The sequence below is a fragment of the Ruegeria sp. BH8 genome (genome assembly GCF_056538065.1).
In genome coordinates this window covers 46,033-70,245 of sequence record NZ_JBQFSP010000013.1, presented here as the reverse complement: position 1 = coordinate 70,245, position 24,213 = coordinate 46,033, and the positions used below count along the sequence as shown (strand labels likewise).

Annotated in this window: 20 protein-coding genes; 8 read left to right on the top strand and 12 right to left on the bottom strand. The window is 56.7% G+C overall.

All coding sequences use genetic code 11. The annotated features are described in order from the left end of the window. Positions 1-73: 73 nt before the first annotated feature. Positions 74-865, top strand: coding sequence for an FAD binding domain-containing protein (locus tag ACR0AD_RS17725; RefSeq protein WP_480488699.1), 792 nt, complete (start codon positions 74-76; stop codon positions 863-865). 197 nt (positions 866-1,062) lie between these two features. Here ACR0AD_RS17725 and ACR0AD_RS17720 read toward each other — a convergent pair whose 3' ends face one another. Both ACR0AD_RS17720 and ACR0AD_RS17715 read right to left on the bottom strand, forming a co-directional pair. Then, on the bottom strand, positions 1,063-2,889 hold the full coding sequence (locus tag ACR0AD_RS17720) for a BCCT family transporter (protein WP_480477333.1): 1,827 nt from the start codon (positions 2,887-2,889) through the stop codon (positions 1,063-1,065). Positions 2,890-3,306: 417 nt separating this feature from the next. After that, a complete protein-coding gene (locus ACR0AD_RS17715; protein ID WP_480488701.1) occupies positions 3,307-4,251 on the bottom strand; it encodes a PDR/VanB family oxidoreductase in 945 nt (314 codons plus the stop codon). A gap of 140 nt (positions 4,252-4,391) precedes the next feature. Between ACR0AD_RS17715 and ACR0AD_RS17710 the strand changes: the two genes are divergently transcribed. The 4 genes from ACR0AD_RS17710 to ACR0AD_RS17695 all read left to right on the top strand — a co-directional run bounded on the left by ACR0AD_RS17710 (position 4,392) and on the right by ACR0AD_RS17695 (position 9,504). After that, positions 4,392-5,297, top strand: coding sequence for a LysR substrate-binding domain-containing protein (locus tag ACR0AD_RS17710; RefSeq protein ID WP_480488703.1), 906 nt, complete (start codon positions 4,392-4,394; stop codon positions 5,295-5,297). A 103-nt stretch (positions 5,298-5,400) separates the two neighbouring features. After that, positions 5,401-6,558 carry an aromatic ring-hydroxylating oxygenase subunit alpha gene (locus tag ACR0AD_RS17705; RefSeq protein ID WP_480488705.1) on the top strand — a complete coding sequence of 386 codons (1,158 nt, stop codon included), beginning with the start codon at positions 5,401-5,403 and terminating at the stop codon, positions 6,556-6,558. Between the two features lie 133 nt (positions 6,559-6,691). Then, on the top strand, positions 6,692-6,931 hold the full coding sequence (locus tag ACR0AD_RS17700; RefSeq protein ID WP_480488707.1) for a hypothetical protein: 240 nt from the start codon (positions 6,692-6,694) through the stop codon (positions 6,929-6,931). Positions 6,932-7,083: 152 nt separating this feature from the next. Further along, complete coding sequence (locus tag ACR0AD_RS17695) at positions 7,084-9,504, top strand: GcvT family protein (RefSeq protein WP_480488708.1); 2,421 nt, start codon at positions 7,084-7,086, stop codon at positions 9,502-9,504. Here the strand turns inward: ACR0AD_RS17695 and ACR0AD_RS17690 are convergent. The 3 genes from ACR0AD_RS17690 to ACR0AD_RS17680 all read right to left on the bottom strand — a co-directional run bounded on the left by ACR0AD_RS17690 (position 9,501) and on the right by ACR0AD_RS17680 (position 12,772). After that, entirely contained in the window at positions 9,501-10,745 is a 1,245-nt protein-coding gene (locus ACR0AD_RS17690; protein WP_480484322.1) for a molybdopterin molybdotransferase MoeA, read from the bottom strand. The two genes, ACR0AD_RS17695 and ACR0AD_RS17690, sit on opposite strands and share 4 nt — an antisense overlap. Before the next feature lie 184 nt (positions 10,746-10,929). Further along, positions 10,930-11,940: a D-cysteine desulfhydrase family protein gene (locus ACR0AD_RS17685; protein WP_480488710.1), complete on the bottom strand. Its 1,011-nt coding sequence runs from the start codon at positions 11,938-11,940 to the stop codon at positions 10,930-10,932. Between the two features lie 139 nt (positions 11,941-12,079). Continuing rightward, entirely contained in the window at positions 12,080-12,772 is a 693-nt protein-coding gene (locus ACR0AD_RS17680; protein ID WP_267365173.1) for a Crp/Fnr family transcriptional regulator, read from the bottom strand. A gap of 185 nt (positions 12,773-12,957) precedes the next feature. Between ACR0AD_RS17680 and hemA the strand changes: the two genes are divergently transcribed. After that, a complete protein-coding gene (hemA, locus tag ACR0AD_RS17675; protein WP_480488712.1) occupies positions 12,958-14,181 on the top strand; it encodes a 5-aminolevulinate synthase in 1,224 nt (407 codons plus the stop codon). A gap of 53 nt (positions 14,182-14,234) precedes the next feature. On the opposite strand, the gene ACR0AD_RS17670 is transcribed toward hemA, so the two are convergent. The 6 genes from ACR0AD_RS17670 to ACR0AD_RS17645 are packed head-to-tail and all read right to left on the bottom strand — an operon-like array spanning position 14,235 to position 19,656. Then, the gene (locus ACR0AD_RS17670) at positions 14,235-14,522 is read right to left on the bottom strand and encodes a cytochrome C oxidase subunit IV family protein (RefSeq protein ID WP_267365170.1); all 288 of its coding nucleotides are present in this window, start codon (positions 14,520-14,522) and stop codon (positions 14,235-14,237) included. Positions 14,523-14,527: 5 nt separating this feature from the next. Continuing rightward, on the bottom strand, positions 14,528-15,076 hold the full coding sequence (locus tag ACR0AD_RS17665; RefSeq protein ID WP_480488714.1) for a cytochrome c oxidase subunit 3: 549 nt from the start codon (positions 15,074-15,076) through the stop codon (positions 14,528-14,530). Next, entirely contained in the window at positions 15,073-16,995 is a 1,923-nt protein-coding gene (locus ACR0AD_RS17660; RefSeq protein ID WP_480488716.1) for a nitric oxide reductase activation protein NorD, read from the bottom strand. Before ACR0AD_RS17660 ends, ACR0AD_RS17665 begins: the two co-directional genes overlap by 4 nt. Positions 16,996-17,004: 9 nt before the next feature. Further along, positions 17,005-17,814, bottom strand: coding sequence for a CbbQ/NirQ/NorQ/GpvN family protein (locus ACR0AD_RS17655; RefSeq protein WP_267365163.1), 810 nt, complete (start codon positions 17,812-17,814; stop codon positions 17,005-17,007). An 8-nt stretch (positions 17,815-17,822) separates the two neighbouring features. Continuing rightward, positions 17,823-19,190 carry a cbb3-type cytochrome c oxidase subunit I gene (locus ACR0AD_RS17650; protein ID WP_480488717.1) on the bottom strand — a complete coding sequence of 456 codons (1,368 nt, stop codon included), beginning with the start codon at positions 19,188-19,190 and terminating at the stop codon, positions 17,823-17,825. A gap of 16 nt (positions 19,191-19,206) precedes the next feature. Continuing rightward, entirely contained in the window at positions 19,207-19,656 is a 450-nt protein-coding gene (locus ACR0AD_RS17645; RefSeq protein WP_209597154.1) for a c-type cytochrome, read from the bottom strand. 264 nt (positions 19,657-19,920) lie between these two features. Here ACR0AD_RS17645 and ACR0AD_RS17640 point away from each other — a divergent pair, with 264 nt between their 5' ends. After that, positions 19,921-21,027 (top strand): Hint domain-containing protein, encoded by a 1,107-nt coding sequence (locus ACR0AD_RS17640; RefSeq protein ID WP_480488719.1) that lies wholly within the window; start codon positions 19,921-19,923, stop codon positions 21,025-21,027. A gap of 27 nt (positions 21,028-21,054) precedes the next feature. On the opposite strand, the gene ACR0AD_RS17635 is transcribed toward ACR0AD_RS17640, so the two are convergent. Beyond that, entirely contained in the window at positions 21,055-22,251 is a 1,197-nt protein-coding gene (locus ACR0AD_RS17635; RefSeq protein ID WP_480488721.1) for an NnrS family protein, read from the bottom strand. Between the two features lie 243 nt (positions 22,252-22,494). Between ACR0AD_RS17635 and ACR0AD_RS17630 the strand changes: the two genes are divergently transcribed. Continuing rightward, on the top strand, positions 22,495-24,171 hold the full coding sequence (locus ACR0AD_RS17630) for a cytochrome D1 domain-containing protein (protein ID WP_480484314.1): 1,677 nt from the start codon (positions 22,495-22,497) through the stop codon (positions 24,169-24,171). The last annotated feature ends 42 nt before the right edge of the window (positions 24,172-24,213 follow it).

The window sequence follows — 24,213 nt, the reverse complement described above, 5'->3', positions numbered from 1 at the left end:
GCCCCTCGCGCTCCCTGGGATATTTATAGCCAGATGAAGGGCGGATCAGCGCCTTTCGGAAAGGAAGAACGAAATGTACAATTTCGAGTTTGAGAAGCCCTCGACCATTGCTGACGCAGTTGCAGCATTGGCAACAGAGGATGCGCAGGCGTTGGGAGGCGGGCAAACCCTGATCCCGACATTGAAACAGCGATTGGCGGCACCGTCCAAACTGGTGTCGATGGGCGGCATTGCCGAGATGCAAGGCGTCTGCGTTGATGATGACGGCTCGGTCTCTGTTGGGGGTGCAACACCTCACGCTGTCGTTGCTCGCGACGCTGCAGGATCTTATCCCGCGCTGGCGGCATTGGCTGGACAAATTGGCGACCCGGCAGTGCGCAATCGCGGAACCATCGGTGGTTCGGTTGCGAACAATGACCCGGCTGCCTGCTATCCGGCGGGTGTGCTGGGATCGGGCGCAACCGTGGTGACCAACGCGCGTCAAATTGCGGCAGATGACTTTTTTCAGGGCATGTTCACCACAGCCCTGGATGAAGGAGAGATCATCACCTCGATCCGCTTTCCGGTTCCGCAGGCGGCAAGCTATCAAAAATTCCAGCAACCAGCATCGCGGTTTGCACTTGTTGGGGTATATCTGGCCCGTTTCACGGACGGCGTGCGCGTGGCGGTGACCGGCGCAAGTGAGGATGGCGTCTTCCGTTGGAGCGAAGCCGAGCAGGCGCTGAACAAGGAGTTTCGCCCGGACGCCTTGATGGACCTTCGGATTAACCCCGCCAACATGATCGCTGATTTACATGGCAGCAAGAAATACCGGGCGCATCTTGTGTCGGTCATGACCAAACGCGCCGTGGAAGCCTGCATGTAGGCATTTCACGACAAGATGCTCAAAAGCCCCGGTTTTTACCGGGGCTTTTTCGTTGAGATATGGTTTTGATGTCTCACCAAGGTCGGGCTGGCCAGCACTTTTCCGTTGTTTGAGGGTCGTGGCCAGTGTCTGCGCAAAATGAAATCAGGCCGCCCATTTCCGGGCGGCCTGATCAAGTCATAAACTAAGCTTTCGCTTTATTCGGCGGCTTGTGCACCTGTAGCGGCGTGTTTGTCACGCTGGCTGTCGCGGAACAAAGCTTTGGCCAGAGCAATACACATCAGACCCATCACAGCAGTAAAGGGCAATGCACCGATGATCATCGCGTTTCGCAGCGCATCCATCGGGTTGTTTTCACCGGCTGCGAGGATCAGAGCGCCGATCACAGCCGTCAGGATGACACCCCAGATGATGCGGTGCTTGATGCCCGTCTCCTGGCTGCCACCCGACATGATGGTGTTCATCACGAGAATGCCCGAGTCTGCCGACGTGACGAGGAATGTCATGATCAGGATCACGCACATCACGTTCAACATTGACAGCAGACCACCGTCAATCATGTAAGATAGTGTCACGAACAGCTTGTTGGTGTTCGATGCGCCGATGATTGCACCTTCTGCAGCGCCTGCCAGTTCCAGATCAATCGCAGTTCCTCCCAGAACAGTCATCCATGCAAAGCACACCAAAGCCGGGGCGAACACACAGCCTACGATGAACTCGCGGACAGAGCGTCCTTTCGAAATGCGCGCGAGGAACAGGCCCACGAAGGGCGAGAACGCGATCCACCAGGCCCAGTAGAACGTGGTCCAACCCGACTGCCAGCCGAACTGACGCCCCTGCTCACCCGCCGCATAAACGGCTGCCAGGGTTGCTTCATCCAACTCTGCTGCTGCCCCTTCCAGGCCGCTCTTGAAACCGTCAAAGCTGCCCCACGCATTGGTAGCTCCGCCCATCAAATCATTGGCATGGGCTTGTGCTTCGGCAGGCAAAGCCGCAGCGAAGGCTTCAACTGACAGCGGGCCATAGGCGTTAAAGCTGAGCGACAGGATATGCAGGATATAGTCGACCATTGCCGTGCCATAAGTGGTCATGGCAAAGACGAACGAGCCGAAGACGATAAATGTGCCCAATAGGATGATCGACAATACGAGGTTCAGGTTCGACAGATATTTAACACCACGACCAACGCCTGATACGGCCGAAATAATCGACAGACTCATGATGATGACCAGACCGGCGATCAAACCTACTTTGCTTGGGGTTGGAACTTCGCCACCCAGATCCATGACCCATTCCATACCGGTGATGGCATAAAGCCCGTCGATGAACTGGCTGACACCATAGCCGATGGTGACGGAAACACCGAGGATCGTCGCAACAACACCCAGAACGTCAACCACATGGCCGAAGAATCCATTGACGAAGCGGCCGAACAGGGGCGTCAGCGCCGAGCGGATGGTGAGAGGCATGTCGCGTGTATAAGCGTAATATGCCAGCGACAAACCGGTCACCACATAGATGGCCCAAGCGTGAAACCCGTAGTGCAAGAAGGTATAGCGGTAAGCCGACTGCAGCGCTTCGGGTGTATTTCCAACGACCGCCTCGGATACGACTTCGGGGTTCGAACCCCACAGCCCCAACGGTTCTGCGGTTGCAAAAACCATCAGACCAACACCCAGGCCGGCGCCGAACATCATGGAGAACCATGAGAAGTTTGAAAACTCGGGCTTTTCACCGGGTGTTCCCATCACACGGCGACCCGTGGACGGAATAGCGGCGACAACGGCCAGAAAAACGAGGAACAACCCGACAATGACAATGTAGAAGCTGTTGAAAAGCTCAAGCAGCCGCCCGTTCAGGCTGCCAAGCGTGCCGTTTGCATTTGCAGGGAATACCAATGCCCACAGAACCAGCGCGACCATGATGGCCTTGCTGATCAGGGCAATTGGGACGCTGTAGTTTTCATAAAAACCGGCATCCGCCGTCTTTATCTCAACGTCCGTGAATGGATCGGGTATCGACATATTGCGTTTTCCTCCGTGTGTTCGCCGTTTCTTGTTCTTTGGATTTCTGCTTGGGGTGCACCGCGCGGGACGGCGTAAACAAACATGCCCAATGCACCAAACGATCAGCGAGTTGACTGCAACTCAGCTGAGATTTACGGGGAAGACCACACACCATGTGGGATCGCCCACCGCTCTTTTCCTCCCAGATTGTGTTCGCTTGCAAAAGCTGTTGGTTCGTTGTGGCAAGTCTGTCTGCCGTTGAACCTGGTAGCAGCTTCGCAAGAAGTGGTTGCGCCCTTCAATTCGGGAAAACCTATGACAGAGGTTAGGGCAGCTCACCCAAGAATCCGACCCTTATGCTACTCGAAACGACGCTCTCGGTTACTCGAAACACGTGTTAGCGAGAACAAGTAAAGGGCGTGATTGTGGTTCCTTCTACAGTTTCAATACCAGTTTGTCCGACTTGGCCCGCGAAACGCATGTGCACAGGAACTCATGCGTTTCCTGCTCTTGCGGAGTAAGTATACCGTCGCGATGATCAACTTCGCCGGACACGACATCAACGATACAGGTTCCGCAAAGCCCTTCGGAGCAGCCGAAATCAACCTGCACACCATTGGCCTGCAAAACCTCCAGAATAGATTGGTCCTTGCCAACGGGATAGACCGCGCCGGTCGACTGGATCTCGATCTGGAAATCGGCGTTCGGGGCATGTTCAATGTCCGACGCGGCGGCGAACCGTTCAAAGTGTATCGCGCCGCCACGCAGCAAGGCACCTGCTTCCAGTACCGCATTCAGCATCGGTTCCGGGCCGCAGGTATAAACGTCTGCGCCCATCGGCATCGATTGCATGACCGATCTCAGATCGAATACCCCGTCTGTGTTATCACAATGCAAATGATACCATTCATCCAGTCCAAGCGCCCGGAATTGCGCATCCATCGCCGCGTATTCTTTCGAACGAACAAGATAGTAGACACGAAAATCCTGCCCTCGGTTCAGCAACTCACGTGCCATTGCAACCAATGGTGTGGCCCCGATACCGCCAGCGATCAAAGTGACGTGCCGATCATGGCTTTCGAGTTTGAAATGGTTGCGGGGACCGCCAATTTCCACGGTCGCGCACTCTTGCAGGTCATGCATCGCCAGTGACCCGCCTCGCCCTTCGTCTTCGCGTTTGACGGCCACGTTGATCAGGCGTCCATCCTGGCTCCAGCTCCACAGCGAGTATTGCCGTATCAGACCGTCTTCAAGATGGATGTCCACATGCGCCCCGGGCTCGAGGCTGGTGAAGCGCCCGCTTTCGATCTCGAAGCAGAAATCAGAGGTGTCGGGACTGAGTGGTGTTTTTCGCACAAGGCGGGCAACTTGAGTATCCATCACTTGTCCTGTTCGGTCTCACGTGGCGTACATTCTGCGTCTTTCAGCAAACAACAGGAAAAAAGATAGATTTCAATTGCAAAATTTCTAACATTCGGGTGAATTGAGCTCACCCAGAGTTCAAAAGCCAACAAACCTCCATGTCTCGACGCCACTACAACCTTCCTCCACTTACGACACTATCGGCCTTTGAAGCCGCCGCTCGGCATCTCAGTTTCAAGGAAGCCGCAAGCGAGCTTTCCGTGACGCCTGGTGCCGTCAGTCATCAGATTAAGGCGCTGGAAAGCGAGCTGGGCGCGGCCCTTTTTGTCCGAAAGCACCGCGGCGTGGAACTGACCGAGGATGGGCAAGACCTGTTTGAGGCACTCGGCACTTCGTTCCGGCAGATTTCAAAGGCACTTGAAAAGATTCGCAGCAATGATTCCGAGAACCACGTAACCGTTGGATCAACCACTGCAGTCGCCGCACTTTGGCTGTCGCCATCTGTCATCCGGTTCTGGCAGGATTTTCCGCACGTGAAAGTGAACCAGATGGCGCAGGACAAGGCCTTCACGGACCGGCCGGATATCGACCTGTTCATCCGCTATGGCCGGGACGCCAACGCGCAACTCACGCACACGAAACTGTATCGCGATATCCTGACACCCGTTTGCAGCCCCCAGATGGCCGCGGACCTTAAAGGGGCCAGCCTTGAAGACCTCGTGCAGCGGCGGCTGATCCATCTCGAAACTCAGGACAGCACCTGGACGACCTGGTCATCCTGGTTCCACGACCTCGGGTTTTCTGGAGTTGTTCCCGTGGAATCGCGGGTGAACAGCTACGCGCTTGCCCTTCAGGTGGCGCGTAAAGGGGCGGGCCTTGCGCTGGGATGGAAACGTCTGGTCCAGCCCATGCTGGCTTCGGGGAAACTCGTCGCGCTGGAGGAATTCAGCCTGCCCGCCCCGGACAACTTCTATCTTGTCGGTCGCCCGGACGATCAGCTTTCGGAAGGGGCGCTGGCTCTCAAGAATTGGTTGCTCAACGAACTGTCTGAAGGTTCGGTTTAGCCTGCCTCAATTTGCCATTAGGTTTTTTAGTATTGAACGTGGGCGGCCTCAGCCGCCAATGGATGCAGCGATAAACTCATTCAAAATCACTCAGGAGTGGCCGATGAACAAGCACGCACCGCTTTCGTCTGTTCTGACACCGGTAAACACCGCAAAGGGTCTGCCGAACGAGCATTATATTGATCCCGCAGTTTTTGCCGAAGAACGGGATGCGGTCTTGTTTGCGAACTGGTCCGGCATCGGCTTTGGCAAAGACATTCCCGAGGCGGGAGATGCATATCCGATCGATTTCCTCGGTGTGCCGCTGTTGATGGTTCGTGATCGCGACGGTCAGATCGGCGTGTTCCAGAACACCTGTCGTCATCGCGGCATGATTTTGGTCGACAAGCCGCAAAAAATCCGCGGCGCGATCCGCTGCCCCTATCACAGCTGGTGCTACGGCCTGAATGGTGAATTGCGGACTGCCCCTCATGTCGGTGGCCCTGGGCAGAACACCCATGAGGATCTGGACTTCGCCGAGTTGGGCCTTATCCGCATCCGCTCGTATGTCTGGCGGGATGTTGTCTTTGTCAATGTCAGCGGCGACGCGCCGGAATTCGAAGATGTCCATGGCGAGTTGATGGAACGCTGGAAAGAATTCGATCAACCGATGTATCACGGTGGCGCTGGCGCATCGGTTTATCTTGAGTTGAACTCGAACTGGAAACTGGCTGTTGAGAACTACTGCGAAAGCTATCACCTGCCCTGGGTTCATCCCGGCCTGAACAGCTATTCGCGTCTGGAAGACCACTACAACATCAACGAACTGGGCAAATATTCGGGTCAGGGCACCTATGTCTACCGCCAGTTCGAGGGTCACGATGGCGAAAAGCTGGATGATTTCGAGAATCTGAGTGAGCAGTGGAATGACGGCGCGGAATATATCGTCGTTTACCCGAATACCCTGCTGGGTGTTCAGCGTGACCACGGCTTTGCCTTCCTCATCGATCCGATCACGCATGAGCGTTCGAACGAACGGATTGAGCTCTACTACGCCAAAAAACCCGAAGACGCACCCGAACACGAAGCGCTGCGTGCCAAGAATGCGCAACTGTGGAAAACAGTGTTCGAGGAAGACGTCTTTGTGGTTGAAGGCATGCAGAAAGGCCGTCACGGCGTGAAATTCGATGGCGGCCGTTTCTCGCCCGCGATGGACGGCCCGACCCATTGTTTTCATCATTGGGTGGCCACGCAAATCGAAAAAGCCCGCGCTGAAGTGTAAGCAATCCTGAAAATGTTGATCTGGTCAGGCCCTTCTGACCAGATCGCGGATCGGTTGTAACAACAGCAGACGGGACGGCGTTGCGTCTTTTGTCTCCTAGTGGACAGCCGGTGAATTCGCTGAAAGGGTCACAGTGGATCTGGACGAACTCGACAAACACCTCTTGCGGGCCCATGCGGAAAAAGATGTACCCGCATTGATCCGGCTGTATCACCAAGCGGCGATTCTCGCCGAAGAGCGCCAGCATCATGAAGCCGCGTGCTTCTATCTGACCCACGCATTTGTGTTTGCGCTGGAATACGGCGCGCCGGAGGCAGATGAGTTGAACCTGAAGTTGTTTGAACGTGGCCGCGCACACCGATTGACGTTCTGACGAGCTCATTTGCTTAAGCGTACCGCGACGCTAGGCAATTTTCAAAGTTTGAGTTTAGCTGACTTCATTCGATCTCGAATTTTGTCGACATTGTCGATGGGCCAGTCTTCATGAAAGAACAGGCGCGAACGAAAACGCGCGAGATAGCCAAAATGCGAAACGAAGCTCAGGCCGTGGTCATCGGCGGGGGAGTGATCGGGTGCTCGATCCTGTATCATTTGACCAAACTGGGATGGTCGGATGTTGTTCTGTTAGAGCGGGACGAGCTGACCTCGGGGTCAACCTGGCACGCAGCCGCCAACATTCACGGATTGCACGACAGTACCAATATCAGCCGCATCCAACATTACACGATGAGCCTGTATAAAGCGCTGGAAGCTGAAACCGGTCAAAGCTGCGGAGTATTCCAGCCCGGCTCGTTATACTTGGCCCAGACAGAAGAACGCGAACATCAGCTGAAGCTACAGGCCGCAAAGGCCAGGCTGTATGGCATGAATTTCTATGAGATCAGCATCGAGGAAGCCCAGAAGCTGAACCCGCTGGTCAATTACGAGGGCATCCGTTGCGTGATGTTCGAACCCGATGGCGGCAATGTGGACCCGTCGGGCGTGACCAATGCCTATGCGGTCGGCGCACGTCAACGTGGGGCGCAGATTCACCGTTTCACTCCGGTCACCGCAACCGAGCAGCAGGAGGATGGTAGTTGGATCGTCAGAACGCCAAAAGGTGACATCAGGACACGCTGGGTGGTGAACGCAGCGGGCCTGTGGGGGCGCGAGGTTGCTGCACTGGCTGGAATCGAACTGCCGCTGCAACCTACAGAGCACCAGTATTTCGTAACCGAATCCATGGCGGATGTGAAAAGCCACGGCACCCGCCTGCCGTCTGTGTCGGACCGGGATGGAGAGTATTACCTGCGTCAGGAAGGCAACGGCTTGCTGGTCGGCGCCTATGAGAAAGACATGAGGTTCTGGGCCGAAGAAGGCACGCCGCTGGATTTTGCCCACGACCTGTTCCCTGATGATCTGGAACGGATCGAAGAGAACGTGATGAACGCCATCGAACGCCTGCCCGCGGTTGGTGAAGCCGGGATCAAGCGTGTCATCAACGGCCCAATGATCTGGTCTCCGGATTCGAACGTTCTGATGGGGCCGGTGCCCGAGGTCGACGGCTATTTCTGCTGCAATGGTATCATCCCCGGCTTCTCGCAATCGGGTGGCATGGGCCTGATGGCAGCGCAATGGATCATCGAGGGTGAAACGGAATACGACATGTTCGCCTGGGATCTGGCGCGTTTTGACAGCTGGGCCACCAAGGCATTCACCAAAGCGCGCGTGGCAGATCAGTACAGTCATCGGTTCGCGATCCATTTCCCCAATGAAGAACGCAGCGCCGGTCGTCCGGCACGGGTTCGCCCGATCTATGAGGCGCAGAAAGCCATGGGCGCGGTTTTTGGCCTGAACGCCGGTTGGGAACATCCGCTGTGGTTTGCCGCAACGCCCGGCACCAAAGACACCAATGGCTTTACCCGTCAGAACTGGTGGGGACCGGTGGGCGAGGAATGCAGGATGTTGCGCGACCGTGCCGGGATCATCGATATCTCGAATTTCGCCAAATATGTCTGCAAGGGTCCGGGTGCAGCAGACTGGCTGAATGCCGTCTTTGCAAACACCATGCCCAAAACCGTTGGTCGGTCCTGTCTGACCCCACTGATTTCAAAGCGCGGCGGTATTGCAGGCGACTTTACCGTCACCCGCGTGGCTGATGACGAGTTCTGGGTGATCGGCTCGGGCATGGCAGAACGGTATCACAAACGCTTTTTCAAACAGGTTCCGCTGCCTGAAGGCACCGCTTTCGAAAGCAAAACCGAAGCGATGTGCGGCTTTAACGTGGCCGGGCCCAAATCCCGTGACATCCTGCAACGTCTGACCAACACATCGCTGGCAACCGAAGATTTCCCGTTCATGCGGTCCGCCAAGATCGAGCTGGCGGGAGTCCAGGTCCTTGCCCTGCGCGTCTCCTTTACTGGCGATCTGGGGTGGGAGCTGCATTGCGCCACCCAAGATCAAGCACGACTGTACAATGCCTTGATTGAGGCAGGCAAAGAGTTCGGGGCTGGCCCTGTTGGCAGTCGGGCACTGATGTCTATGCGGGTCGAAAAGGGCTATGGGTCTTGGAGCCGCGAATACAGCCCGGAATACTGGCCGCATGAAGTGGATCTTGATCGCCTCTGCAAATTCGAAAAGGACTTCCTCAACAAGGCAGCTGCGCAGAAAGTATTGCAGAACCCGGCTCGGGAAGACCTGGTGATCCTGCACCTTAACGAAACGGATGTGACAGCGTCCAACGCGGATGCAACAGGTGGCGAGCCGATCTTCAAGAACGGTGAAGGGATCGGTCGGGTGACCTCAGGCACCTATGGCTACACCGTCGGAATGTCGTTGGCCTTGGGATATGTAAAAAATGCCCAGCCAGGTGATGAGGTCGAGGTTATGGTTCTGGGGCGCCCACACAGGGCCACAATCCTGCATGAACCGCCCTTTGATGCCGCAGGAAGAGCGCTTAGGGCTTAAAACCGCAATAGCTCAAGGCGTTGCCCTTCGGGATATTCCGTCACTTCTGCCGGGATGATCGCCAATCCATCCGCTTGCGCAAGCAAAGCAACACGACCACTGTAGGACGGCTCCATCAGACGCAATCGGGGCCGTCCGTCCAGTGTGTGACCGTCAATCTGAACCGGGCGATATTCCTGTCGGCCTGCGGTGCGGTACAAAGGTTCCGACAGAACTGCTTGTACGGCTGCGTGCGGTGTGTGGTGCAGACCGGCGCGGCGCGCCATCATCTGCGATCCGAAAATTTGCCAGGTCACAAAAGCAGAAACCGTGTTACCAGGCAGACCGATGTAAAGCGCACGGCCACGCCGACCGAACATGATGGGCTTGCCCGGTTTCATTGCGACTTTCATCACATCCGTCACGCCACCGATCTCGGTGAACAGACGCGGCATATGATCTTCATCGCCGACAGAAACACCACCGGTTGTGATAATCAGGTCAGAGGTTTCAGTCGCGTCCAGCAAGACCTGTTTCAAAAGCTCGGGATCATCTTCAACCTGCCCCCGGTCCGTGAGTTCAATCCAAGGCTTCTGCAACAGCGCAAGCAGCATGTAACGGTTCGAATTATAGATCTGCCCCGGCCCAAGGGGCTCACCCGGTTGGCGCAATTCACTGCCGGTTGAAAAGATCAAAACCTTCAGCTTGCGGAGGACCACGACCTCGCCATACCCGGCGGAAGCAAGGGCTGCCACCTCACGCGGGCCAATCTCGCAGCCGCGCCGCAGGATCGGCGCTCCGGCACGAAGGTCTTCACCGGCACGCCGGATATGTTGCCCGGGCTTTGGACGGCGGCTGAAGCGAATTTGTCCCTCCACAAAATCACAATCTTCCTGCATGACGATGGCGTCGTAATCAGAGGGAACGGGCGCTCCGGTAAAAATCCTCAGCGCGCTACCCACAGGTGCAGCATGAGATCCGCTGTCCCCCGCCGCGATGCGACCCGCCACCGGCATCTGGAACAGGTCGGTATCGCCAAGATCGGCTGTTCGAACCGCATAGCCATCCATTGCCGAATTGTCGAAAGCGGGCATATCGACCTTGCTGAAACAGTCGCAGGCCAATACTCGCCCAATTGCAGCGGCCAAAGGCAGCGTTTCCGTTTCTGTGATCGGATCAGCAGCGGACAGGCCCCGGCGCAGGGCCTCATCCACGCTCAGATACATATGCGCGTGTCGATCACAGCCGCATCCATCAGCCATATCCAGCCTCCAACTCTGCGAACATGCCTTCCATCCATTCTAAGGTGGGCTAGGCTCGCTCAACCGACACGACATCCGCGGTACTGTCATTGACATAGGTCACGTGAAACCGCGTCGCGCGCTTCGAAACGACGAGTTGGCTGGCCAAGCGCGACTTCCGCTACAGTGGCTTCCCGGATGGCTCTCAGGCCGGGAACAGCTCTTCCTGATATGCGAACAGCGCGGGTTGCCCACCCGTATGCAACAGCACAACTTTCTGGCCCTGTTGAATTGTGCCGTTTTCAAGTAATTCCAACAAACCTGCAAAGGTTTTGGCCGAGTAGACCGGATCAAGAAAAACACCCTCGGCACGCGCCATCTGTTCAAGCGCCCTCCGTGTGGACGGACCTATCCGCCCGTATCCAGGGGGCAATGCGCCGTCCCATGTGAGGATGTCTTTCATGACCAGAGCCGGGTCAAAATTCATCATACCCGCCAACCGTTCCAATACCTTTTGCAACCGCGCATGTTGCAGGTGGCGGTCGCGGCGAACGCAGATGCCATAAACAGGTGCCGTGTTGCCAGCCAGCCGCAGCCCGGCCAATAACCCGCCGTGGGTCGAACCGCTGCCGGATGGCACCACCGCCACGTCGAAATCGGCGATCTGATCCAGTAGTTCGGCAGCCCCGGCCACATAACCTAACGCCCCCAAGGGCGGATGATCGATGCCCAAGTGAATTACATACGGCTTTCGGCCCTCAGCGATCAGCTGATCTGCCCGCGCGTGAAGGGCATTGTCGGCCCCGGCCTCGTCTTCTCCGGTATCGTAGTGCATGTGCTCGGCACCCAGAAGCCGGGCCAGAAGTACATTTCCCGAGGAATAATAATGTTCTCCCATATCCGGCACACGCTCTTCCAATTGAAGCACGGCCTCCATCCCAAGCTTCGATGCAGCCATGGCAGCCGTGCGCACGAAATTGGATTGCACAGCGCCGGTGATCAGAATGGTGTCTGCCCCCTGTATCTGTGCCTCACCCATATAGAACTCGAGCTGCCGGGTTTTGTTGCCGCCAAAGCTCAACCCTGTCAGATCATCCCGTTTGATCCACAGATCCAGACCAAGCTGGTCGGACAGACGATCAAGCCGTTCGACCGGCGTGGCAGCTGTCATCAGTCTCGCGCGGGGATAACCGGCTAGTTTCTGTTCAATCGTCATGTCTGCGTTCCATCACCTCACCCATTCAGGATCGCGCCGAATAGGGCATATCCAGCAAGAATAGTAAGGATAGTGATTGCCGGAAAGATCGCAGACCGGAAATGGCCAGTTTACTGCCCAGAGAAACAGCCACACGGCTCTATTTCTCGCTCGGGTCGCTTTCCGCGTAATTCCGCAATACATCCATATCTGCAATTTCCGCGTGGTTTCGGTTGATCTTCACCCCGACTGGTTTCAACCTCGAAAACGCTCGGCTCAGGCTTTCGGGTTTCATCCCCAGACGCCCGGCGATCAGCATCTTGTCATACGGCAGTTCAACTTCGCACTGGCCGGCATCGCAATCACACAGGTTCAGCAGGAATTCCGCGACACGCTGCGCACCGGTCTGGGCTTTGAGCTGTTCGAGCTGCGCCACCAGGGAATGCAGATGCGTGAATGTGGCCGCCAGGATCGATACGCAGATTTCCGGGTCTTGCTTCATCAGCGACAGCAGCACCGGACTTGGGATGTGCATGATCTCGCAGGGAGATACCGCCTCGGCCGAAACGGGATAGCGCACATTGCGCAGCGCAACGGCTTCGCCAAAGCTTTCACCACGCGTGAAAACGCTCACCACGGCTTCGGCACCGGTCGGGGAAATGCGAAACAGCTTGACCCAACCAGCCAGTACAACATGTACGGCCTTGGCCTCTTCCTCTTGCAGAAAGATCGTCTCGCCCCGGTCGTATTGCCGCCAGACGGCCTGACGCAGCAGAGTATCGACATGTTGCTCTGGCAGGCTTCGCAAGAGCAGTGACTGCCGCGCAATTATCTTTTGTGCCTCGTGTGACAAGAAGGCAGCCCCTTATTCGTCCGCTCCGGGAACACCCCCGGATGATCAACCCCGAGATATGCTATGCCAAAGCCAGCGCGGGGGTGCCACCCTTTTCTCAGTCTCCAACTTGACTATTGTCATGTAAGGGCGGGCGCCTCTGGCATAGGTTCAACGAAATTTCAGTTATCCGGGGAGCACGCCAGATGGACTTCGAGCAATTTTTCAGCCAGAGCCTCGACACTTTGAAAGACGAAGGCAACTACCGGATTTTCATCGACCTGCAACGCCGTCGTGGCGCGTTTCCGAACGCGCGTCAAACCGACGGGCCGGTTCAGCGGGATGTGCGGATCTGGTGCTCAAATGACTATCTGGGCATGGGGCAGCACCCTTCGGTGATCTCTGCCATGCACGACGCACTGGATCGCTGCGGAGCAGGCGCTGGCGGTACGCGCAATATCTCGGGCACCACGCATGATCACGTTCTGCTTGAGGCTGAGCTGGCTGATCTGCATGGGAAAGAAGCCGCGTTGCTGTTCACCTCGGGATATGTGTCGAACTGGGCTGCTTTGGGGACATTGGCTGCGCGAATTCCCGGGCTGATCGTGTTTTCTGACGCGCTCAACCACGCCTCGATGATCGAAGGTATCCGGCATTCGCGTGCCCAGAAGGTGATTTGGAAACATAACGACTTGGCGGATTTGGACGCCAAATTGGCCGCAGCGGATCCCGACGCACCCAAAATGATCGCATTTGAATCGGTTTACTCCATGGATGGCGATATCGCTCCCATCAAGGAAATCTGCGATCTGGCTGACAAATACGGCGCGATGACCTATCTGGACGAGGTTCATGCCGTCGGCCTTTACGGCCCGCGCGGTGGCGGGATTGCTGAACGCGATGGATTGATGGATCGCCTGACTGTCATCGAAGGTACATTGGGCAAAGCGTTCGGCGTGGTTGGTGGGTATATCGCGGCCTCAGCCGCGCTGTGTGATTTTGTCCGCAGCTTTGCCAGTGGCTTCATCTTCACCACTGCCCTACCCCCATCGATTGCAGCCGGCGCTGCCGCATCGATCCGGCATTTGAAGCATTCAAGTGCAGAGCGTGACTTGCAAAAGACCCGCGTGGCGCAGGTACGCGCCCGATTGGATGCCGAGGGCATTCCGCATTTGCCCAACCCCAGCCATATCATCCCGGTGATGGTTGGCGACCCTGTGAAGTGTAAATTCATTTCGGACACCCTGCTTGAGGAGTTTGGCATCTACATTCAGCCGATCAACTATCCTACAGTTCCCAAAGGAACCGAGCGCCTGCGGATCACGCCGTCACCCGTTCATACGGATGAGGATATCGATCATCTGGTGGGCGCCCTGTCGGCGCTGTGGCAGCGCTGTCAGATCGCGCGGATGCCAATGGCCGCACAATAACCTAAGCGTCCCTTTGCTTGGTAACCTGCCGTCCCTTTTAGGGGCGGCTTTTTTCAGATCAGGTAAAGTGCGAAGATCACAGCAGAGAACCCCGTCAGAACCAAGGTGAAGCCTCGCAGCCAGCCCGGGCTTTCAGCCAGGTCCAGATATCGGGCCAGAATCACACGGGTTTTGATCAGGGCAAGGAGCAGGATACCGCCTGCAATGAGTGCGTCAGGCGTTTTCATCAGGGTCAAAAGCGTTGAAGCCAGACTGAGCGCCAAAAGCGCCAGCCACGCGCCGGTGAGTGAGTTCGGACGCCTCCGGCGGGAGTATTTAGCAAAAGATGAAGTTGCCGGCATATTGTTTATCCCAGAAGATAAATCACGGGAAACAGCACGATCCAAACCAGATCGACCATGTGCCAGAACTGTGCGCCCGCCTCGATGTTACGAGGATCATCGCGCCACGCGACCAGCAACAGGATACACACCCCGGCCAGAACATGCGCCGCGTGAAATCCTGTCAGCAGGTAGTAGAACATGAAAAACGGGTGGGTTTCATAGGTAATGCCCTGCCCCGCCTTTCCAGCATATTCCACGCTTTTGACAACCAGGAATGCGATCCCAAGTACGGCCGCCCCTGTCAGGGCAAGTCTGGCCTTGAACCGGAATGCTGCGCGGCGCCAGTTCAGGGCCTGCGCGGCCAGGTAGCCAGATGTGACCAGTATTGCAGTGTTAAAGGCTGCACCTGTTCGATAAAGATGCGATTGCGCCTCGGCAAAGCCTGCAGGGTCGGTCAGGCGAACGCCCATGAACGCGATCAGCCCCGCACCAAAAACCAGCAGCTCACTAATAATCAGAACCCACATCAGCAATTCGCCCGGAAGCTCGTCGATGAAGGAGGTTTCGCTCATGCACCGACCAATTGGCGATATATTTGCGGCAACGCCATGGTCAGGCGATGCGGATCTGGGATAACAGCGAAACCGCCGTGTCCGAACATGCGGGGGAACCAGCTTTTGCCGGTTTTATCGATGGTGACGCCAAAAACCGATTGCCCGGCGCGGCGTGCCTCACGCACGGCCATGCAGGTGTCTTCAATACCGTGACGCCCTTCGTAATGGTCAAGGTCATTGGGTTTGCCATCGGTGATCACCAGCAACAGGCGGCGTTTGCGGGTCTGACTTGCCAGATCCTTTGAACAGTGGCGGATCGCGGCCCCAAGCCGCGTGTAGTGACCGGGTCGCAGTGACGCGATACGTTGTTCAACTTTGGCGTCCATCGGCTCATCAAACCGTTTGCATCGCTGGATATAGACGCGCTGACGTTTCAGCGAACTGAAGGCATGAATGGCGAAATCGTCACCGCAGGCGTTCAGGCCCCAGGCCAAAGCAGCCAGGGCTTCACGTTCAATGTCGATCACGGCGCGACCGGTTACGGCACTTTCAGTGGACCGGCTGACATCCAGCAGGATCGAGACTGCCAGATCGCGCGCCTCGGGGCGGGATTGTTGCCAAATGCGGTCGTTGCTTTCGCCACTGGCCATGCGGTCAGTTTCGGCGCGCACGGCGGCTTCGATATCCAACTGGTCACCGTCCAGATGGCCGCGTGTCATCACGCGTCCAGGGCGCAGCGCCTCGAACTGGCGTTTGACCGCGCGGATACGGCGGGCGGTGGCAGGGTCCTTGCCAAACGCGGCAGCATCGTCGCGGATATCCGCATCCGACAGCAGGACGTTGACGTGATCTGCTAGATATCGGCCCGAACGCACGTCCCATTCGGGATAAAGGATGCGACCGGACAGACGCTCCCGGTTCACATCCTCGGGTGCCAGATCAAGGTGCAGTTTCAGCCGCGTTGGCGGGGCTTTTGATATCTGACCCAGGCCAATCTCTTCCTGGTCATCGGCCGCTTTCTTGGCATTGTCGGGATCATCATCGTCGATGCGGCGGTTGATGTTCAGGAACTCGGCCCAGCTGAGGATGGCTTCGAACTTATGCAGAATGAAACTGTCGCTGCGCTCGGCCTGATCCGATTTGCGACGACGGGCGCGGTGGGTTTTCTCACCGGATTCCTCGGGTGGACCTTCAGTTTCGGGGTTTTCCACCTCGTTATGTTCGGAAAAGCCAACTGCGCGCAGTTCGGGCCACAGGGGAACCGGGCGCATAGGCTGATAGCCGCGAGGGGCGATCAGGTCCTCGTCCAGTGTCAGAAGCTGCTCGGCTTTCGCCGACAGCGGTTGAGGGTCACCCAACTTATGGCGGATCAGCTCTTCAACTGCGTCTTCAATCGGTGGCAGGTTGGGGATATCGCGCTGATGCAGCACGCCCTTGCAAAGTTCGGTGTAAAGCGGGCGCAGGCCGGGGGCGTCGTCCAGCGTCGTATCAACCATTCTCTGCGCAGCGATCAACGCGCGCAGGTCGGCGCGCAGCGGATCGTCTTCATCAATTCGCGTTCCCGCATGGGCAGCCGCAGCGGCCAGCCAGACATACAGCGCGCCATTGGCTTCGCGCGCAGGAAAAACCGCCAACCGGTCCGGCAAGCGCAAGACTTCGCCATCAAACGAAGCGCGCGGCATCAGCTCCACTTCGGTCGCCAGACGCCGACGCCAACTTAGGCGGTGATGTGAAACCTCGGGCGAGACCGGGCGCAATTCTACGCCCGGACCACCGCCCAGCCCTCGAAAGAGGACGGCCAGCCGCCCCGCGACCTCAGAGAGGTCGACCGCGGCTCCATCGTGCACCTGGGGTGCATCGAGGCGGCTGGCAAGGGTGTGCCACAGTTTCCCGATCGTTTCTTCGGGTTCCCATGGCTCAAAATCGATCTTGACCATCGGCCGGCCTCACCCAAAGACAGCCGTAACAAGATCGAGGAGCCCGCGTTTGATATCCTCGTCATCTGTCAGAGGTTCAATCATGGCCGCGAGGATGGCGCGGTCGGTGGACATGCCTTGTGCGATAAGTGTTGCGGCATAAACAACCAGTCGGGTGGAAACGCCTTCCTCAAGATCCTGACCCTTAAGCCCGCGCAGCTTACCCGCCAGCCGAACCAGCGGCTTGCAACGTTCCAGCGGCAGACCGCTTTCCTGTGCGACCACTTCGGCTTCCATCTGCGCGGATGGGAAATCAAACTCCAAAGAGATGAACCGCTGCCGGGTCGAGGGTTTCAGGGTTTTCAGGATATTCTGGTATCCGGGGTTGTACGACGCCACCAGCATGAAGCCAGGTGCGGCTTCAAGCTCTTCGCCAGTGCGGTCGATTGGCAGGATGCGCCGGTCATCGGTCAGCGGGTGCAGAACGACAGTCACATCCTTACGGGCCTCGACCACCTCGTCGAGGTAGCAGATCGCGCCTTCGCGCACTGCGCGGGTCAGGGGGCCATCGACCCAGACGGTTTCCCCGCCTTTCAGCAGATAACGGCCAATCAGGTCAGCAGCCGCCAGATCATCATGGCAGGCTACGGTATAAAGCGGGCGGCCAAGTTTTGCGGCCATGTGGGCCACAAAGCGGGTCTTGCCGCAGCCCGTCGGACCTTTCAGCAGAACTGGCAAGTCGTTGTTATAAGCCGCGGTGAACACATCGCATTCATCGCCTTGGGGCAGGTAGAAGGGGGCGTTTGCCGCCCCCTCATTCAGTTTTATGGAGCCATCCATATCCATCATCACTCCGCAGGGGTTTCGGCGGCGCCGGGTTCAATAACTTCTTTCCGGGGAACCCAGATCGAGTAGATGAACAGCAGCGCGCCAAGGACCACGACGATACCGGAACCCAGACGCATCCAGTAGAAGATTGCGATCTGGTCTTGTACGTCCATGAAGTAATCTCCGACCACACGCTGCATGTGCGTCTGCACGGTTCCGCCGAAGGTCAGCACGAAGGTCATAAAGACCATACCGCTGGTCATCAGCCAGAACGATCCCATGTTCAGCACCTGATTGTAAGGATCACGGTTTTTGAGGATCGGCATCGCATAGCTGAAGATCGCCAGGTTGAGGCAGACATAGGCACCGTAGAAGGCCAGGTGACCGTGGGCCGCAGTGATCTGTGTGCCGTGGGTATAGTAGTTTACCCCGTGCAGCGTATGCAAGAAACCCCAGACGCCGGCACCAAAGAAGGCAAGCGTTGCACAACCCAGAGACCACAGCAGAGCGGCCTTGTTGGGATGGTCACGACGGCCTTTCCAGACCATGACGAAGGCAAAGGCCATCATCGCGAAGAACGGGATCACCTCGAGGCTTGAGAAGATCGACCCAATCCACTGCCAGTAACCGGGGGTGCCGATCCAATAGTAGTGGTGACCTGTTCCAAGAATTCCCGAGAATAGCGCAGCGGCCACGATGACATAAAGCCATTTCTCGACGATCTCTCGGTCCACACCGGTCAGCTTCAGCATCAGGTAGGCCAGGATCGACGCCATGATCAGTTCCCACACACCTTCGACCCACAGGTGGACAACATACCACCAGTATTGCTTGTCCAGGGACAGGTTGCCTGGGTTGTAGAAGGCAAACAGGAACAGCAGCGCCAGACCCCACAGGCCCAACAACAGGATATTGGTGATTGCGGTCTTCTTGCCCTTCAGAACGGTCATCGACACGTTGTAAAGGAACATCAGCGCGGCGACGACGATACCGGCCTTGACCCATTTGGGTTGCTCAAGGAACTCGCGCCCTTCTTTGCCCAGCAGCCAGTTGCCTTCGAACAGGTTGAAGACATAGGTCAGAACCACGCCCAACGTACCGACCACAAGGATGATCAGCTGCAGATAAGCCAACTTGGGCGAATGGATTTCACGCTCGGCCTCTTCCGGGATCAGGAAATAGGCCGCACCGAAAAAGCCCAGTATCAACCAGACGATCAGCGCGTTGGTGTGCAGCATCCGCACGATGTTGAACGGCAGAAGCTCGCTCAGGAAGTTAGGCGACACATAGATCAGACCAGCCAGCAGCCCGCCGATCACCTGTATCGCGAACAGTGCCATGGCTACCGCAAAGTAGGCATAGGCGATTTTTTGGGATTCGTATTTCATTGCTCCATTCCCCTTCTCAGCCAGCCTCGTTGGGCGGCCAGTCCTGAGCGTCGATGTTGTCCGTCCAGATCAGGAAGTTGGTCAGATCCCGGATCTCTTCGTCGCTGAGGTTGAATTGCGGCATCTGCCGACGACCGGGAATGCCGGTGGGTTGTGCCTCCATCCAGCCCTTGAGGGATTCAAAGGCCGATTCCGGGTCGTCCAACACGCCCCAACGTGTCATCACATTGCCGACCTCAGGGGCAAAGTACGCCCCTTCACCAAGGATCGTGTGGCAGTTGATACAGGCGTGTTTTTCCCAAACATGTTTGCCCCGAACCACACTTTCGTCGAGCTTCGCGGCATTTTCGGAATTGACGATATACAGGTGTGAATGGGCTGATAGAGCCAGAAAGATAAGGATGAAGAACAGTGACCCGCCATAGAATATGTTGCGAGCCATGCTCTTTGTCATGACTTCTCGCATCGCGCTCTCCTTTGCGCAGATTAGCTAGTGCAGGCAACATGACGTGCGGGTCACAGGGCTGCCTTAACGAAAGTCAAGACTTCTAAAGTATCCTCAGGAACGAGATCAGAGATCCGCAAACAGCGAGAATAACGAAATGACCTTAGGGTCGCCTTGAAATCTGAGGCAATTGTGAACACTTTCGCGTCGACTTCTTGATATACCGGACGTAATCAACCACCTGAGAAAAGGTGAAAATTCCGCTTCAAAGATTGATGGGCAAAAATGGCGAACTATTCCTATATCGGTTATACACCCGGTGTCATCACGGTGAATACGATTGGGCCGGACACGGTTACGTTGGATGTCAATTTTGATCCCGACACGGATCGTCGTTTGTTCAGCGTGACTGACGCAGCCGGTGGTTTTATTCAAAACGGCGGCGGACCACCTATCCCCGATACAGGGGATGTTTTCAACGGTGACCGCTTTGACAACGAAGACGGTGATGACCTGACGCAGACCGGTACTATCACCACCCTCGATGGTTCGACCACCTTTCTAAGCGGCCCAATATACCTGGAAGAATCCTACGTTCTGTCCAAACCAGGCGGGGGCACAATCACTGTATATCGCGTCGAAGTTGACGGCGTATTGGGCGGCTATATTACCTCTGAACCTCTTGTGCCCGGTACGACCTACTCGATGAACATCGTGAACGTCACGCCGACCAATGCGCCCGACACAACTGACCCGGCTGCCATCATTGACGTGCCGTGCTTTACTGCCGGAACACTTATCATGACGCCAGAAGGTCCGATGCCCATCGAGGATCTGAAGGTGGGTGACATGGTCGTGACTGCCGACAATGGACCGCAACATATACGTTGGATCGGAAAGCGAAATCTATCGCATGAGGAGCTGGTGAAAAAACCCAAGCTGCTTCCAATCCTCATCAAAGCCGGGGCCTTGGGGTGTGACTTGCCAAAACGCGACCTGCTTGTTTCGCCACAGCACCGGATGCTGGTTCGATCCCGGATCGCCGTCAGAATGTTTGACGCAGAGGAAATCCTGGTCCCCGCGCGCATTCTTACTGCCAGCCCCGGTATCAGCGTTGCAGAAGACACTGTGTCAGTCACGTATTACCATCTTTTGTTCGACCGTCATGAAATCATCTTCGCAGAAGGTGCCCCGTCGGAAAGCCTTTTTGTCGGCGCACAGGCTCTGTCCAGCGTTCCCCCAGAAGCAAGGGCAGAAATCTTCGACCTGTTTCCGGAACTAGAGACCCCTTGGCACGTTCCTCAGTCTGTGCGGCACATACCTGAAAACGGAAGACGCGCTCGTGCGCTCGTGTCCCGCCACGTAAAGAACGAACGCCCCTTAATATTCTGAACTGCAATCCGCGCTTAAGGTTCCGTGTCAGCCGTGCTTTGCTGCGCGCGGACCCGTCAGCGCTGGCCACATGGCAAACAGGTACAACCCAATTGCGGCAATCCATAACCCGTCAGCCGTCAGCATGGCGGTCATATATCCACCTGCTAGCCCGGACCCCAGCCAGCGGACCAAAGCCGCCGCCGCCATAAGCCCGTATCCGACCGCCATGGGCGACGGTGCAACAAGGGGGCGGCCACTGTGGCCAAGGGCAGCGCGGCTCATGACGGCAAGGGTCATGCCACCAACGCACCCAATCCCCAAAATGTGCAGCGCGCCGATCTCATTACCATATCCGATGACGGCAGACCCCCACAGCAACAACCCGAGGGCCAGCATCATCAGGCCCAGGTGCAGAGCAATCAGGATCGGCTGCCGCAGCGCCCAACCCGCTCTCCACCGTGCCATGCGCATCAGCTGGGCGCCGCCCAGCAACAACGCGCAGATACCCGCCAAGGAAACACTGCCCAAGCTCAGCACCAACAACGGCAGCACAAGGGCAAGCGCCATCACGGCCTTTTCCAGCGCCGCGTTTGAAGCCGGCCACAGGGCCTCGGGAACACCCTCGCGTTTCATTGCATTGCGCGTAAAGGCCGGAGTTATACGTCCCCCCAGTATCGCTATCATTGAACACAAGGTCAGTAGCCCTGCACGAACCCCGGTATTCAACGTGTCTGCGGCGACACCTATCCATTCCAGATGAACCATCAGGTTGGCCACCCACACCAAACTCAGAAGATACAGAAATATCATGTTCTGTGGCTTGGGCCTTCGTACCAGCTGGCTGGCAATTTTCAGGACAAGAATCGGAACAAAGCTCAGGTCAACAATCGCGACGGTAATCGGAGAGAGCGATCCTGAAAACCACACCGCCAACCGCCCCGCCATCCAGATCAGCGCTACGATCGTGACAAAGCGCGCCCGCACTTCCGGCGTGCCGGTCCAGTTCGGAACTGCCGTCAGAAAGAACCCACCCAGTGCTGCCGTTGCATAGCCAAAAATCATCTCATGGGCATGCCACATGACCGGGGGCATTCCATAACTTTGCTCGTCATAAGGTAAAAGCCCATCCAGTGAGGCCAGCCAAACACCCCAGGCGACACCGGCAAACACACCATAAAGACCGGCGGAAAGGAAAAATATCCGAAATCCTTCGCTGAAAATGCGCGATATTGCAGATGACATGCCTGCTCTCCATGGCTCATCTTATCGTTCAACAAGCAGTACCGTCCGACGGGATTGGGGCACTTAACCGAAATCAAGACGCCATAAACATGTGTGAAAAAAACAGGTTTTATTGGTGAAATCTGCACCTGGTTTTTGTCCAAAGAACAAAGTTAGCGGCGCGCCCGTTGACTTTGGTCAAGGATGACAATCCCGTGATGGATCAGTCTCTGCATTGCCTCACCACGCAAATGGAGAGTGATCATGTCACTTGGAATCAGCTACAACAAGACCGGCCGCGCTTTTGGGGTCGGATTGGCAATGTTGTTGGGCAGCGTCGCTGCTCCAGCTTTTGCCGACGAGCCAACGCTTAGCGACGAAGCCTTTGAAGCTTCGAAACAACTGTACTTTGAACAATGTGCAGGCTGCCACGGGGTTTTGCGCAAAGGCGCTACCGGAAAAAACCTGGAACCACATTGGAAGAAGACCGCAGCCGACGGCACCGTAACCGAAGGCGGCACCCTGAAACTGGGTCAGGAACGCCTAGAGAAAATTATCGCCTGGGGAACTGAAGGCGGGATGAACAACTTCTCGGACATCATGTCCGAGCAGGAAATCAAGGATATGGCGACCTACATCATGATGGAGGCCCCAAAGCCGCCTGAAATGTCGCTGGAACAGATGAAGGCGACCCGCAAGGTCTACGTCGAAGAAGCGGACTATCCGACCGAGCCGCTTCACGGCCGCAACTGGGAAAACTTCTTTGTCGTCATCGAACGCGATGTGGGCAAGGTTGCCGTCATCGACGGTGACACGAAAGAAGTGCTGACGCACATTCCGACCGGCTATGCCGTGCACGTCCTGAAGGCTTCGGAACATCACAACATCACCGAACCCGAAACACCTGGACGTTTCTGGTACACAATGGGCCGTGACGGCAAGATGACCAAGATCGACCTCTGGCAAACGCCGGACAAAATGCTGGTTTCGGAAGTCAAGATCGCCTATGACGCGCGCGATGTCGCCGTGTCGGGTGACGGCAAATACGTCATCGGTGGTGGGTACTGGCCGCCTCACTTTGCGATCGTTGATGCGCAGACCATGGAGCCGGTCAAAGTCGTTTCGACCCGTGGCACAAACGTAGATGGCGAGTATGTGGAAGAAGCCCGTGTGGCCGCTATCTACACCACGCCGAACGAACCCACCTGGATCGTTGCCGTGAAAGAGCTGGGTCAGCTTTGGCAGGTTGACTACACCGACCTCGACAACTTGCGGATTGACAAGATCAACTCGGCCAAGTTCCTGCATGACGGGTTCTTCGACCCGACAGGCCGGTACTTCCAGATCGCGGCAAACGCATCGAACAAGATGGTCGTTGTCGATACCGAAACGCACAAGCTTGAGGCGATGATCGACACCGCTGCCCTGCCGCACCCCGGCCCGGGCGCGAACTGGATTGACCCGAACTGCGGACCTGTGGCGGGCACAACCCACCTGGGTGTCGGTACCGTGACAGTCTGGGGCAACGACCCAGAAGGTCACCCGGATCAAGCGTGGAAAACCTGTTACGAGGTGGAAACCGACGGCCCCGGCCTGTTTGTCCGCACCCACCCGAACTCGGATTACATCTGGGCTGATCAGACCAAACACCCCGAGCCGGAAATTCAACAATCGGTTCAGGTCATCTCGAAAGAGACCGGCGAGATCGTGAAAACGATCCAGATCACCGAAGATGAAGGCAGCGCCGCTGTTCACTTCGAATTCAACGCCGATGGTACCGAGGTCTGGGTTTCCAAGTGGAACCTGTCGGATTCGAAAGAACCCAACGGCCAGATTGTGATCTTCGACGCCAAGACATTGGAAGAAATCGGTCGGATTGACGGGCTTTATGCGCCAACCGGCAAATTCAATGTCCACAACCGGTCGAACCACGTCACCTGACGGGTTCGCAACCTAAACCGGAAAGGGCGGGCCCCTCGCCCG